This window comes from Pseudomonas sp. LBUM1641, assembly GCF_059716235.1.
The window spans coordinates 6,528,611-6,541,221 of record NZ_CP166815.1 but is presented as its reverse complement, the minus strand read 5'-3'; the positions used below and the strand labels follow the sequence as shown (position 1 = coordinate 6,541,221).

Here is a 12,611-nt window from a genome sequence, read left to right as displayed (position 1 = left end):
CCAACGGGGGACAAGCCCCCTCGCCACAAAGGCCTGAGGATTCCAATATGAGCCGCGTACCCGATACATGGATTTTGACCGCCGACTGCCCCAGCGTGCTCGGCACGGTGGACGCGGTGACCCGCTATCTGTTCGAGCAGGGCTGCTACGTCACTGAGCACCACTCGTTTGATGACCGGCTTTCGGGCCGTTTCTTCATCCGCGTGGAGTTTCGCCAGCCCGACGGTTTTGACGAACAAGGCTTCCGCGATGGCCTGGCCACCCGCGGTGAAGCGTTCGGCATGATCTTCGAACTGACTGCGCCGAATTACCGGCCGAAAGTGGTGATCATGGTCTCCAAGGCCGATCACTGCCTCAACGATTTGCTCTACCGCCAGCGCATCGGCCAACTGTCGATGGATGTGGTGGCCGTGGTGTCTAATCACCCCGACCTCAAGCCGCTCGCCGACTGGCATCAGATTCCCTATTACCACTTTCCCCTGGACCCCAACGACAAGCCGTCCCAAGAGCGCCAGGTGTGGCAGGTGATCGAAGAGTCGGGCGCTGAACTGGTGATCCTTGCGCGCTACATGCAAGTGCTGTCGCCGGAGCTGTGCCGCAAGCTCGATGGTAAAGCCATCAACATCCACCACTCCCTGCTGCCCGGTTTCAAGGGCGCCAAGCCGTATCACCAGGCCTACAACAAGGGCGTGAAACTGGTGGGCGCCACCGCGCATTACATCAACAACGATTTGGACGAAGGCCCGATCATCGCCCAGGGCGTTGAGGTGGTGGACCACAGTCACTATCCGGAAGACTTGATTGCCAAGGGGCGGGATATCGAAGGCCTGACCCTGGCCCGGGCCGTGGGGTATCACATTGAGCGGCGGGTGTTTCTGAACGCCAATCGGACAGTGGTGCTCTGATGGACGCCTTCGCGAGCAAGCCCGCTCCCACAGTTGACCGAGTCCTACCTTTGAAATGCGGTCGAATGTGGGAGCGGGCTTGCTCGCGAAGAGGCCCTTACTAACAACGCAAAAAACAGCATCTGTACCCGAGCACTTTAACGCGCTGCCTGCCTGGGCAACGCGGTTTCATAAAAACAACAGCGAGGTGAAAGCATGTCTGGTAATCGTGGTGTCGTGTATCTCGGCAACGGCAAGGTCGAAGTACAGAAAATCGACTATCCCAAAATGCAGGACCCCCGTGGCAGGAAGATTGAGCACGGCGTCATCCTGCGCGTGGTCTCCACCAACATCTGCGGCTCCGACCAACACATGGTGCGCGGCCGCACCACTGCCCAGACCGGCCTGGTCCTGGGCCACGAAATCACCGGCGAAGTGATCGAGAAGGGCAGCGACGTCGAGAACCTGAAAATCGGCGATCTGGTGTCCGTGCCGTTCAACGTGGCGTGCGGCCGTTGCCGTTCCTGCAAGGAAATGCACACCGGCGTGTGCCTGAGCGTCAACCCGGCCCGTCCGGGCGGTGCCTACGGCTACGTCGACATGGGTGACTGGACCGGCGGCCAAGCCGAATACGCGCTGGTGCCGTACGCCGACTTCAACCTGCTGAAGCTGCCGGACCGCGACCGCGCCATGGAGAAAATCCGTGACCTGACGTGCCTCTCCGACATCCTGCCCACCGGTTATCACGGCGCAGTCACTGCCGGTGTCGGCCCGGGCAGCACCGTCTATGTGGCCGGTGCCGGCCCTGTCGGCCTGGCCGCTGCCGCTTCCGCTCGGCTGTTGGGCGCGGCGGTGGTGATCATCGGTGACGTCAACCCGATCCGCCTGGCCCACGCCAAGGCCCAGGGTTTTGAAATTGCCGACCTGTCGAAAGACACGCCGCTGCATGAACAAATCGCCGCACTGCTGGGCGAGCCGGAAGTGGATTGCGCGGTGGATGCGGTGGGCTTTGAAGCGCGCGGCCACGGGCATGACGGCGTCAAGCACGAGGCTCCGGCCACCGTGCTCAACTCGTTGATGGGCGTGGTGCGGGTAGCCGGCAAGATCGGCATCCCGGGCCTGTATGTGACTGAAGACCCGGGTGCGGTGGATGCTGCCGCGAAAATGGGCAGCCTGAGCATCCGCTTTGGCCTGGGTTGGGCCAAGTCCCACAGCTTCCATACCGGGCAGACGCCGGTGATGAAGTACAACCGTCAGCTGATGCAGGCGATCATGTGGGACCGCATCAAGATTGCCGACATTGTGGGCGTGGAAGTCATCAGCCTGGATGACGCGCCCCGCGGTTACGGCGAGTTCGATGCGGGTGTGCCGAAGAAGTTTGTGATCGATCCGCACAAGTTGTTCAGCGCGGCGTAGGCAGTGACGTGATTAATAAGGGCGTCCTGAGGGCGCCCTTATTATTTATGATTTGTAAATCAGCGCTAATCCCGAAAGGGTCATTATTGCGGCGGATATCAACGTCAGTAATGAAGGCAACACAATCCATAGCTTCAATTTTTTAGGAATGGCTTTAACGTCCTCAGCCAGCACGAGGCGCCTCCACTCGAATACGCTTGGCATCAGAATGATGGTGGCAGCGGCAAACAGGCGCTGGTGCTTGCCGTTGAATGTGTCGTTGCGGAATATATGTTTGTTCATGGCGATATATACGCTGTATCGCAGGTAACTTTCCGCGGTTTCGAGCTTTGTAAACATGACATAAAAGTTGAGGGGAAGGCTCAGTATCATGATCAGGGCGGCGTAAATTCCAATCGACTCCAGATTCATTTCAATCTCCTGAGGCTTCATAGAGTCGTGTGCCAAGCGCTTCCCCAAGTGTGCCGCCATAAAGCGGCTACTAATTGGCATTAACCCAAGGGGCGCCCTTTTTATATAAAATTTCAGTTTTCTATAAGAAACCCGGTGATGGTGATACCTATAAGCGAGAGGCAGGTAACGAGTGTTGGTATGACCATCCAATACTTGAGGTGCCGTGGTATTTGTTCAACGTCCTCAACCAGTACCATACCCCTGCGTTGAATTATTCCCGGAATGAGAATAACGGTTGCCATAGCGAATACGCGTTGCGGTCTTCCTTCAAAGTGGCTATGACGAAACGTTTGCCTGCATCCGACTATAAAGGTGCTGTATTGCATATAGCGCTCAGCGGCATCGAGCTTTTTGTACATGGCAGAAAAGACGATTGGGAAGCTGAGTAGCAGGAGGGCGCATGAGACCACCGCAAAGTATTCCAAGTGCATTCAATCCTCCACTGCCTGATAGAGAACTTTACCCACCCATTCTCCAGCATTGCTTCCAAGCTTGCCCAAGGCGAATCCACCTGCTGCACCACCGATGATGGAGCATGCCAAAGCACCGGCGCCAGCCGTAGGTATACCAAAAACAATCGCGCAGGCGCCGATACCGCCAAGTGCTCCAAGTGTCCCGCCCGCAGATGCGCCACCCACTCCAATCACCAACTTGCCACCTTCAACGTACTTCGCTTGCGTACACGCTTGCTCGCGGCCCGTGGAGCACGCTTCCGTTATCTCCAGTGCTGTCGCTCCAACATCCAGCGCAATACCAATGTAAGTCCCCTTCTTCAATACCTGCGAAGCCTTGGCTACGCGCTTGACCGTTTCTTCATACCCGCGAATTTCTCCATGATGCCAATAGCTTTTACTGGAAATACCCAACATTTTCTTGATGGAGTCTTCATTTTTCAATCCGCTCCCGAAGCGTGCCATGCCGTAGAGTTGACTCTCGAGCCGGGAGAATAAGTTGCTTCGTTTAACCACGAACTCACCCCTTGCGGCCACAGTGCCCTTGCTTAAGTACTGCTTATGCAGGCCGTCGATTTCCTGAAGGGTCTTTTCGATTTCTTCCAGGTGTTTACTCCACGCGCTGGTGGCACTCCCGACACCGATCGAAGCGTAGGTCATGATCTTCTGCAGCTGGTCGTAATTTTTGATCAGGAATTGATCAGTTGCGGAGTGTGCCAACAGGGCATGTTTTATGTTCTGCGCCGAACTCATCAACCGCGCTTCTTCGACGGTACAAGAAGCCGTACGGCTGTCACCGATAATCACCAGCTGCCCAGGTAACACCACGGTGTTGCGGATATGTTGGTTAAGGATGTCGAACTTGGTTTGAGCATGAGAATTAAGCGAGAGGCGTTGTTTCAGTAGCGGATAAGGCTGTGATCGATCATTGATAAATGCGTAAGGTCCCTGCATCGCGTGCACCTCCAAGTGACTGAGGCGCACGACTATAAGAAAGCGCTGCAGGCGAGGTAAGACGCGTGCAGGGACGTTTTTAGTGTTTCGGAAATGGACTACTTAAGTGTCGGCGTATGCCTACTCCTGCAGCCGCCGACCGATCACATCCATCAAATCGCAACCGTCGCGCAGCGGAATGGCGCAGAGCAGGGCGAAGTCCTTGAGGACGATGGTGTCGGTGATGAGGGTGTCGCGAAACGCGAGGTTTTCCAGGACTTGGGTCACCGCGCGGATGCGGTAGGCGGCTGCGTCGTGGAGCACGTCCAGCGGGGTTTGGGTGTCGATGAGCAGGGAAGGGACGGTGCAGTCGTGGCCGGTTAGTGGCATGTAGCGGTTCATGTGTGCAACCTCATTTCAGATAATGGGGCTACCACTCACCCGTCGCCAAACGAATGGGTGGCAGCTGTACGCAGGTTGGCGAACCGGTGAAATGAAGCAAAGCCGGCAGACCCGAAGGTCTCCCGCGCACAGCCGCCATAAAGCACAGCTTTGCGGGTGCAAAAAGACCTGCAAAGAAACAGGTACTTTTGCATGCATTATTTCAATCGAGTCGCCAAACCCGTATCGCCATGTGGACGACCGCCGGACTATAAGCTTCCTTGTTTGGCCGAGGCAAGACGCAATGCCGAACACATTTCCCGACACAACGACGATCAACTGTAGGAGCGGGCTTGCCCGCGAAAAACCTGAGCGTGCCGGGCAAAAAAAAGGCGACCCCGGGGGTCGCCTTCTTTGCCTGCGTGGGTCACTCAGCGAATCGCCAAAGCCCCCTGATACACCGTTGGCCCCGTCGGCTGCTTGGTTACCGAGCCGCCCTTGGTTTCCGAACTGACCATCAGCGTCACCGGTTTGCTGATCGACTCCTGCTGGCGCGGGTTGATGCCAATAATGCCTTTGCCGTCTTCCGGCAACAGGCCCAGCGACACCGGCGTGCCGTCAGCCGGGACGGCCCACAGCTCCAGGCTTTGGTCCGGAGGCGGTGCCGTGGCGGCAATCGGCTGCACTTCGAGGTAATCCTTGTGGGCCATGATCTGTGCGGCCGGTTGCTGGGTGGTGTTCACCAGCAGTGCGGCAGACTTGACGCTGTCCTGGGTGTAGAGCGCGCCGCCGACGCCGGCGACTACCACCAAACAAGCGCCGACGAACAGGCGCGGGCGGCTCCAGAATGAAGGCTTGTGCTCAATCACTTGGGGGTCGATCGCAGTCATTAGGCTCTTCCTGACATGTTTTGTAGTCTTTCATGGACCCAGTTAACGGCGATCGGTTCCTCATCCATCGTATTGAGCCTCTGTTCAGAGTGATGCCAATTGGCCCTGATACAGCACCGGCCCGGTGGGTTGTCCGGTCGGCGAACCACCTTGGGGCTCAAGGCTCACTGCCAGCGTCAACGGCGTCGTCAGCAGCGCCTGGTGTTCTTTGCTCAATTGGATACGGCCTTTGCCCGAGACCGGCACCAGCCCGAGAGAGATCGGTTTGCCGCCCTTGGGAATTGCCCACAGCTCCAGGTCCCGAGCGGGTTCCACCGCCGCCAAGGCCAGCGGTTCAACCTGCAGATGGTCCGCATAGGCCTGGATCTTCAGCGCAGGCTGCTGGTTAGCCGCAACCAGGGTGGCGTTGTATTCCACCCCAAGATCGCGCTGGTACAACACACCCACCAACACCGCGATCACCACCCCGCACGCCGCTACCAGCAACCGCAAGCTCATCCAGAACGGTTTTTTCGCTGGCATATGCAGCACTTGCGGCTCAATGCGTGCCTTGATGCCTTCCCACACGTGATCCGGCACCGGCCGCTCAGGCAGTGGCCCGGTGAAGCTGGCGAGGGCGTCCTGCCAGTGTCCTAGCTCAACGCGCAGCGCTGCATCGTCCAGCAGCAGTGTTTCAAAGCGCCGACGGGCGGTGGCAGGCATCAGCCCGATGGCATAGTCAGCCGCGAGGGCGCGGCGCAGGGAGGTAGTCTGGTAGTTCATGATTCAAGGCACCTGCGCAAGCGCTCCATGCCGCGGCGAATCCAGGATTTGACCGAGCCCAGCGGCGCGGCCAGGTGGTCGGCCAACTCCGAGCAGGACAAGCCTTGGAAGTAAGCCACGGTGATCGATTGACGCTGCATGCCTTCGAGGCTGTCGAGGCAGCGGTTCAGGGCGTGGGCTTCGCGCTCGCTGTCGAGCAATTCATGGGCGCTGGGGCTTTCGTCGGCCATGGCATCTTGCTGGCCGTCGCCCAAGGGTTGTTCGCGGTGTTTGCGTAACTGGTCGATGGCCAGGTTGCGGGTGATGTTGATCATCCAGGTCAGCGGCGCCGACAAGTGGGCTTCATACCGCGAGGCGTTGAACCAGATGCGCACGAAGCTATCCTGCAAGACTTCTTCAGCCAGGTCCCGGCGACCCATGAACCGCAGGGCGACACCGTGCAAACGCGGGGAAACGCTGCGATAGAGCGTTTCAAACGCCTGGCGGTTACCCAGGGAACACTGGGCCAGCAATTGCCGCAACTGATCTGCATCGTGGGTCGAAATGGGGCTTCTCCAGGCACTTGCAACAGGGCGATGGGACGGCGCACGGTAAAGAGGGCAGGCTGAGGTTAGTCCAGCTTGGGCATTCATTCCATCTACCTCCGCGCGGCTCGTGGTGGATATACGCAGCGCAGGGCAGTTCGGATGCAGTGGTTTTCTGAACTAATCTGTGAGGTGGGAACAATCTTTCGTAACACCCAGTCAAACCCCTGCTTTTAGCGCTTACTTTCAGAGGTTGTCTTGATGAAGATTTCACGCGGTTTTGCCCTGTCCTGCCTGTTGACCGTGGCGGCCACCCCGGTGTTTGCGGCAGGTTTCAGCCTCGGCGACGTAGCCAATGCCGTTTCAGGCGCACAGGGTGGCGACAAGGCAGCAGCGGCTGCGCCGACCTCACAGACCGCCGGTTTGCTGGGCGCCCTGACCTCGCAATTGAACGTGACCCCAGAGCAGGCCGTCGGCGGTACCGGCGCGATGCTGGGCCTGGCCAAGAATAAATTGGGCGGCGGTGATTACTCGCAACTGACCCAGAGCGTACCTGGGCTGGACAAGCTCTCCGGCAGCAACTCCCTGGGCAGCCTCGGCGCCTTGAGCGGCATGCTCGGCCAGAGCGGCGGCAGCAAGACTTCGGGCCTGGACGGCGTGTTGGGTAACGTGAAGAACACCAACGACCTGAACACCGCGTTCAGCGCGCTGGGCATGGACAGTGGGATGGTTGGCCAGTTTGCCCCGGTTATCCTGAAATACCTGGGCGGCCAAGGCGCCAGCGAGTCGGTGCTGGGCAAACTGGCTTCGGCCTGGGGCACTGGCGGCTAAGACCGCTCCGCGCGCAGTTGGGCGATGCGCGCATCCTTCTCCTTCCAGAGCTGGTTGACCCAGTTCTGGACGGTCTGGCGAAACACCGGATCGTTTTCGTAATCCCCCCGCCACAACGCCGAATCCAGTTCACGGGTGCGGATATCCACGATCACCTTTGGCACTGCGCCACTGATCAAGTCCCAGAAGCCCGGAATGTTTTCCTGTGGATAAACCACGGTGACGTCGAGCACCGCATCCAGCTGTTCACCCAACGCCGCGAGCACGAACGCCACGCCACCCGCCTTGGGTTTGAGCAGGCGCTCGAAGGGTGAATCCTGCTGTTTGCGCTTGGCCGGGTTGAACCGCGTGCCTTCCAGGTAATTCACCACCGTGACCGGCTGGCGCTTGAACAGCTCACAGGCCTCCTTGGTGATCTTCAGGTCCTGGCCTGCCAGCTCCGGGTGCTTGGCCAGGAACGCCTTGGTGTAGCGCTTCATGAACGGGTAATCCAGCGCCCACCAGGCCAGGCCCAGGAAGGGTACCCAGATCAGTTCCTTTTTCAGGAAGAACTTGAAGAACGGCGTGCGCCGGTTGAGGGCCTGGATCAGTGCGGGGATGTCGACCCAGGATTGGTGGTTGCTGATCACCAGGTAGGACGTGTCGCTTCGCAGGTCGCCGCCGCCGCGAATGTCCCATTGGGTGGGGATGCACAGGGCGAAGATCAGCTTGTCGATCTCGGCCCAGGTTTCGGCGATCCACATGACGGCCCAGGAGGCGTAGTCGCGCAAGCGACCGGGCGCCACCAGCTTGAGCAGGGCAAACACCATCAACGGCCCGAACAGCACCAAGGTGTTGAGCAATAGCAGCAATGTGACGAAACAGCCGGTGAGCAGGCGGCGCATAAGTAACTCTTGGAATCATTTTGGCCCGCCATGATAAGCAGCTTGGGTCTAGAGGCCAAATCGCAAATAAGCTGACGAATGTTTCACAGCGGGCTGGGTATGCTCTGTGATCTAACTAAGCGGCGTTTTTGCAGTCTAGAATTGGCCCATCTATTTCAAGGAAACCTCCTACGTGAAATCCATCCTTGCCCTACTAGCGCTCGTGGCCTTGCCTGTCATGGCCGCCGAGCCGACCCTCTACGGTCGCTACGAATACATCCAACTGCCGGAAATCGGCGAGACCTTCAAGGCCAAGATGGACACCGGCGCGCTGACCGCCTCGCTGTCGGCCCGGGACATCGAGACCTTCACCCGTGATGGCGACGACTGGGTGCGCTTCCGCCTCGGCGGCAAGGACGCCACCAACAAGGTCTACGAGCACAAGGTGTCGCGCATCAGCAAAATCAAAAGCCGCGCCGACGAAGATGACGATAAGGACGAGGCCACCGTGGCCAAGCGCCCGGTGATCGACCTGGAAATGTGCCTGGGCAACGTCAAGCGCACCGTCGAGGTCAACCTCACCGACCGCAGCAGCTTCAACTACCCGCTGCTGATCGGCGCCAAGGCCCTGCGTGAATTCGGCGCTGCGGTAAACCCGGCTCGCCGTTACACTGCGGACAAACCGGACTGCTGACGGACCACCATGCCGCATATCCTGATTGTCGAAGACGAAGCGGCCATCGCCGACACGCTGATTTTCGCCCTGCAAGGCGAGGGCTTCACCACCACCTGGCTGAGCCTCGGCCAAGCGGCGTTGGCCCATCAGCGGCAAACCCCGGCGGACCTGATCATCCTCGACATCGGCCTGCCGGATATCACCGGTTTTGAAACCTGCAAACAACTGCGGCGCTTCAGCGAAGTGCCGGTGATGTTCCTCAGCGCCCGGGACGGCGAGATCGACCGCGTGGTGGGCCTGGAGATCGGTGCTGACGACTATGTGGTCAAGCCATTCAGCCCGCGCGAAGTGGCGGCGCGGGTACGGGCGATCCTCAAGCGGGTTGGCCCCGGTGTTGCTCCGGCCGTGTTCCAGGTGGACCTGGAGCGTATGCAGATCAGTTATCGCGGGCAGCCGCTTAACCTTACGCGCCATGAATTTCGCTTGCTGCAAAGCCTGTTGGAGCAACCCGAGCGGGTGTTCAGCCGCGAGCAACTGCTGGATGCGGTGGGCGTGGCGGCCGATGCAGGCTACGAGCGCAATATCGACAGCCATATCAAAAGTGTTCGCAGCAAATTGCGCACGGTGGCGCCCGAGTCTGAACCGATCCAGACCCACCGCGGCCTTGGCTACAGCTACAGCCCGGGCAACAGCTGATGCGCCTGGGGATCCGGTTCTTCCTGGTGTATGCGCTGTTTATCGGCCTGACCGGCTACTTTGTACTCAGCACCGTAATGAAGGAAATCCGCCCCGGTGTGCGCCAGTCCACCGAAGAAACTCTGGTGGACACCGCCAACCTGCTGGCGGAAATCCTGCGCGAGGATGTGAAGAACGGCACCCTCGGCCAGAGCCATTGGCCCGAGTTGCTCAAGGCCTATGGCGAACGCCAGCCCGGCGCCAACATCTGGGGCCTGCCGAAAAACCAGGTCAACCACCGCATCTACGTCACCGACGCCAAGGGCATCGTGCTGCTGGACTCCACCGGCGAGGCCGTGGGCGAGGATTACTCGAAGTGGAATGACGTGTACCTGACCCTGCGCGGCGAATACGGTGCGCGCTCGACCCGCAGCGAACTGGACGACCCCGCTTCGTCGGTGATGCACGTCGGCGCGCCGATCCGCGATAACGGGCAGATCATCGGCGTAGTCACGGTGGCCAAGCCCAACAGCTCATTGCAGCCCTACGTGGACCGTACCGAAAACCGGTTGCTGTGGTACGGCGCCGGGCTGGTTGGCCTCGGCCTGTTGTTTGGCGCGTTGTTGTCGTGGTGGTTGAGTGTCGCGCTGCGCCGGCTCACGGCGTATGCCCAGGCGGTCAGCGAAGGCCGGCGTGCCGAGTTGCCGCACTATCGCGGCGGTGAGCTGGAGCAGCTGTCTACTGCGGTGGAGCACATGCGCACCCAGCTGGAAGGCAAGGCTTACGTCGAGCGTTATGTGCACACCCTGACCCACGAACTGAAAAGCCCGCTGGCTGCGATTCGCGGGGCGGCGGAACTGTTACAGGGCGACATGTCCCGGGATCAGCAGCAGCGTTTCGTGGGCAATATCGACAGTGAAAGTGCGCGCTTGCAGCAGTTGATCGAACGCCTGCTGAACCTGGCTCAGGTTGAGCAGCGCCAGGGACTTGAAGACCAGAGCAGCTTGTCGCTGGCAGCGCTGGTGAGCGAAGTGCTCAAGGCTCAATGCGCGCGCATCGAAGGGGCCGGGTTGCAGGTTGAGCAGGCGATTGCGGCGGATGTGCAGGTGTACGGCGAGCCGTTCCTGCTGCGTCAGGCCTTGGGGAATCTGCTGGAAAACGCCCTGGATTTCACCCCGCCCGGTGGCGTCCTGCGGTTCAGCGCCAAGGCCTTGAGTGACGGCATCGAATTCACCCTGTTCAACCAGGCCGAGCCGATTCCCGAATACGCCTTGCCGCGCCTCAGCGAGCGCTTCTATTCCCTGCCGCGCCCGTCCAGCGGGCGCAAGAGCACCGGCCTTGGGCTCAATTTTGTCGAAGAGGTGATGAAGCTGCACGGCGGCTCACTGCAGATCGGCAACGTGCCCGGTGGCGTGCAGGTGAAACTGCATCTCCACACAGTCTCCACATTCCCTTCATAAAGTCCCCTTAAGCGCCCGCCAGACTCTCCCCCATCAAAACAGGGAGAGCTTCATGAACCGCAATCTGCTTTTCAAACTGGGCACCATCGCGCTGCTGGTGGTGCTGTTGTTGATTCCGTTGCTGATGATCCACGGGGTGATTACCGACCGTCAGCAGATGCGTGACGATGTCTTGCAGGACATCGCCCGCAGCTCCAGCTACAGCCAGCTTCTCAACGGCCCGGTGATGGTGGTGCCTTATCGCAAGACCGTCCGGGAGTGGAAGCTCAATGAAAAACTCAACGAACGCTACGAAGAAACCCGTGAGGTGCGCGGTCGTCTGTATTTCCTGCCGGAGCAATTTGCCCTCGACGGGCAGGTGCAAACCGAAGTGCGGGCCCGGGGCATTTACCAGGCACGGTTGTTCCACGCCGACAGCCGGATCAGCGGGCGCTTTGTATTGCCGGAGCAATTGGGTATCAAGGAAGATTTTGCCGATTACCGGTTTGACCCGGCGTATCTGGCGGTGGGTATCAGTGACATTCGCGGCATCGAAAACGCGCTGAAGCTGGAGCTGGGCAGTCAGCAACTGGAGTTTTCGCCGGGCACTCAAGTGGCATGGCTGGGGGAGGGCGTACACGTGATGCTGCCCGAGCAGGACAGCAAGAAGCCGACACCCTTTGACTTCGCCTTTGACCTGCGCCTGCAAGGCACCGAGCAACTGCAAGTGGTGCCGGTGGGCAAGACCAGCCAGGTCAAGCTGGCGTCCAACTGGCCGCACCCGAGCTTTATTGGCAACTTCCTGCCGTCCCAGCGCGAGGTCACCGCTCAAGGCTTTACCGCCAATTGGCAGACGACATTTTTCTCCACCAACCTGGAAGAAACCATGCGCGGCTGCTCGTGGGACCAGGTGTGTGACGACTTCAACGGGCGCAGCTTCGGCGTGAGCTTTATCGACCCGGTGGACCAGTACCTCAAGAGCGACCGGGCGATCAAATATGCGCTGTTGTTTATCGCCCTGACGTTTGCCGGTTTCTTTCTGTTCGAGGTGCTCAAGAGCCTGGCGGTGCACCCGATCCAGTACGCGTTGGTGGGGTTTGCCCTGGCGTTTTTTTACCTGCTGCTGTTGTCGTTGTCTGAGCACATCGGGTTTGCCCCGGCGTATCTGATATCGGCGACTGCCTGTGTGGTGCTGATTGGTTTTTACGTCTGCAATGTGCTGCGCAGCGTCGCCCATGGCCTGGGGTTCTCGGCCGGGTTGGCGGCGTTGTATGGCTTGCTGTACGGGTTGTTGAGTGCCGAGGATTACGCGTTGTTGATGGGTTCGTTGCTGCTGTTCGGGTTGTTGGGCACGGTGATGGTGCTGACCCGCAAGCTGGATTGGTATGGGGTGGGCAAGCGCAAGGAGGTGGGTGATGAGTAGGTCGTTGGG

15 protein-coding genes are annotated in these 12,611 nt (G+C 59.6%); 8 read left to right on the top strand and 7 right to left on the bottom strand.

Annotated elements, in window-relative coordinates; genetic code table 11:
* Positions 1–47: 47 nt before the first annotated feature.
* Together purU and fdhA are read left to right on the top strand one after the other, a co-directional pair.
* The gene (purU, locus tag ACA046_RS30200; RefSeq protein ID WP_167664144.1) at positions 48–905 is read left to right on the top strand and encodes a formyltetrahydrofolate deformylase; all 858 of its coding nucleotides are present in this window, start codon (positions 48–50) and stop codon (positions 903–905) included.
* Positions 906–1,100: 195 nt separating this feature from the next.
* On the top strand, positions 1,101–2,300 hold the full coding sequence (gene fdhA, locus ACA046_RS30195) for a formaldehyde dehydrogenase, glutathione-independent (protein ID WP_088423304.1): 1,200 nt from the start codon (positions 1,101–1,103) through the stop codon (positions 2,298–2,300).
* A 45-nt stretch (positions 2,301–2,345) separates the two neighbouring features.
* Here the strand turns inward: fdhA and ACA046_RS30190 are convergent, their stop codons facing one another.
* Complete coding sequence (locus tag ACA046_RS30190) at positions 2,346–2,711, bottom strand: hypothetical protein (protein ID WP_497675512.1); 366 nt, start codon at positions 2,709–2,711, stop codon at positions 2,346–2,348.
* A 74-nt stretch (positions 2,712–2,785) separates the two neighbouring features.
* Here ACA046_RS30190 and ACA046_RS30185 point away from each other — a divergent pair, with 74 nt between their 5' ends.
* Entirely contained in the window at positions 2,786–3,142 is a 357-nt protein-coding gene (locus ACA046_RS30185) for a hypothetical protein (RefSeq protein WP_497675511.1), read from the top strand.
* A gap of 42 nt (positions 3,143–3,184) precedes the next feature.
* Here the strand turns inward: ACA046_RS30185 and ACA046_RS30180 are convergent, their stop codons facing one another.
* The 5 genes from ACA046_RS30180 to ACA046_RS30160 all read right to left on the bottom strand — a co-directional run bounded on the left by ACA046_RS30180 (position 3,185) and on the right by ACA046_RS30160 (position 6,803).
* Entirely contained in the window at positions 3,185–4,159 is a 975-nt protein-coding gene (locus ACA046_RS30180) for a hypothetical protein (RefSeq protein WP_497675510.1), read from the bottom strand.
* 120 nt (positions 4,160–4,279) lie between these two features.
* Positions 4,280–4,528 carry a hypothetical protein gene (locus ACA046_RS30175; protein ID WP_258342535.1) on the bottom strand — a complete coding sequence of 83 codons (249 nt, stop codon included), beginning with the start codon at positions 4,526–4,528 and terminating at the stop codon, positions 4,280–4,282.
* 422 nt (positions 4,529–4,950) lie between these two features.
* On the bottom strand, positions 4,951–5,409 hold the full coding sequence (locus ACA046_RS30170; protein WP_459024297.1) for an anti-sigma factor: 459 nt from the start codon (positions 5,407–5,409) through the stop codon (positions 4,951–4,953).
* Positions 5,410–5,493: 84 nt separating this feature from the next.
* The gene (locus ACA046_RS30165; RefSeq protein ID WP_497675509.1) at positions 5,494–6,171 is read right to left on the bottom strand and encodes an anti-sigma factor; all 678 of its coding nucleotides are present in this window, start codon (positions 6,169–6,171) and stop codon (positions 5,494–5,496) included.
* The gene (locus ACA046_RS30160; protein WP_497675508.1) at positions 6,168–6,803 is read right to left on the bottom strand and encodes a sigma-70 family RNA polymerase sigma factor; all 636 of its coding nucleotides are present in this window, start codon (positions 6,801–6,803) and stop codon (positions 6,168–6,170) included. The genes ACA046_RS30165 and ACA046_RS30160 overlap by 4 nt, the downstream gene beginning before the upstream one ends.
* Positions 6,804–6,956: 153 nt before the next feature.
* On the opposite strand from ACA046_RS30160, the gene ACA046_RS30155 reads away from it, so the two are divergent.
* Positions 6,957–7,526, top strand: coding sequence for a DUF2780 domain-containing protein (locus tag ACA046_RS30155; RefSeq protein WP_497675507.1), 570 nt, complete (start codon positions 6,957–6,959; stop codon positions 7,524–7,526).
* Here ACA046_RS30155 and yihG read toward each other — a convergent pair.
* The gene (gene yihG / locus ACA046_RS30150; protein ID WP_459024291.1) at positions 7,523–8,410 is read right to left on the bottom strand and encodes a 1-acylglycerol-3-phosphate O-acyltransferase, YihG family; all 888 of its coding nucleotides are present in this window, start codon (positions 8,408–8,410) and stop codon (positions 7,523–7,525) included. The two genes, ACA046_RS30155 and yihG, sit on opposite strands and share 4 nt — an antisense overlap.
* Before the next feature lie 172 nt (positions 8,411–8,582).
* Here yihG and rloA2 point away from each other — a divergent pair, with 172 nt between their 5' ends.
* From rloA2 to creD, 4 genes are read left to right on the top strand one after another with little or no spacing between them, the layout of a single operon-like run.
* Entirely contained in the window at positions 8,583–9,083 is a 501-nt protein-coding gene (gene rloA2, locus ACA046_RS30145) for a retropepsin-like aspartic peptidase RloA2 (RefSeq protein WP_076017844.1), read from the top strand.
* Between the two features lie 9 nt (positions 9,084–9,092).
* Entirely contained in the window at positions 9,093–9,761 is a 669-nt protein-coding gene (gene creB / locus ACA046_RS30140; RefSeq protein WP_258342525.1) for a two-component system response regulator CreB, read from the top strand.
* Complete coding sequence (creC, locus tag ACA046_RS30135; protein ID WP_497675506.1) at positions 9,761–11,200, top strand: two-component system sensor histidine kinase CreC; 1,440 nt, start codon at positions 9,761–9,763, stop codon at positions 11,198–11,200. Before creB ends, creC begins: the two co-directional genes overlap by 1 nt.
* Before the next feature lie 52 nt (positions 11,201–11,252).
* Positions 11,253–12,602, top strand: coding sequence for a cell envelope integrity protein CreD (creD, locus tag ACA046_RS30130; RefSeq protein WP_497675505.1), 1,350 nt, complete (start codon positions 11,253–11,255; stop codon positions 12,600–12,602).
* Positions 12,603–12,611 lie beyond the last annotated feature (9 nt).

Excerpts from the sequence above, each read along its gene's own strand:
- purU (WP_167664144.1), top strand. The coding sequence starts at position 48 with ATGAGCCGCGTACCCGATACATGGATTTTGACCGCCGACTGCCCCAGC.
- fdhA (WP_088423304.1), top strand. The coding sequence starts at position 1,101 with ATGTCTGGTAATCGTGGTGTCGTGTATCTCGGCAACGGCAAGGTCGAA.
- ACA046_RS30190 (WP_497675512.1), bottom strand. The coding sequence starts at position 2,711 with ATGAATCTGGAGTCGATTGGAATTTACGCCGCCCTGATCATGATACTG.
- ACA046_RS30180 (WP_497675510.1), bottom strand. The coding sequence starts at position 4,159 with ATGCAGGGACCTTACGCATTTATCAATGATCGATCACAGCCTTATCCG.
- ACA046_RS30175 (WP_258342535.1), bottom strand. The coding sequence starts at position 4,528 with ATGCCACTAACCGGCCACGACTGCACCGTCCCTTCCCTGCTCATCGAC.
- ACA046_RS30170 (WP_459024297.1), bottom strand. The coding sequence starts at position 5,409 with ATGACTGCGATCGACCCCCAAGTGATTGAGCACAAGCCTTCATTCTGG.
- ACA046_RS30165 (WP_497675509.1), bottom strand. The coding sequence starts at position 6,171 with ATGAACTACCAGACTACCTCCCTGCGCCGCGCCCTCGCGGCTGACTAT.
- ACA046_RS30160 (WP_497675508.1), bottom strand. The coding sequence starts at position 6,803 with ATGAATGCCCAAGCTGGACTAACCTCAGCCTGCCCTCTTTACCGTGCG.
- ACA046_RS30155 (WP_497675507.1), top strand. The coding sequence starts at position 6,957 with ATGAAGATTTCACGCGGTTTTGCCCTGTCCTGCCTGTTGACCGTGGCG.
- yihG (WP_459024291.1), bottom strand. The coding sequence starts at position 8,410 with ATGCGCCGCCTGCTCACCGGCTGTTTCGTCACATTGCTGCTATTGCTC.
- creB (WP_258342525.1), top strand. The coding sequence starts at position 9,093 with ATGCCGCATATCCTGATTGTCGAAGACGAAGCGGCCATCGCCGACACG.
- creC (WP_497675506.1), top strand. The coding sequence starts at position 9,761 with ATGCGCCTGGGGATCCGGTTCTTCCTGGTGTATGCGCTGTTTATCGGC.
- creD (WP_497675505.1), top strand. The coding sequence starts at position 11,253 with ATGAACCGCAATCTGCTTTTCAAACTGGGCACCATCGCGCTGCTGGTG.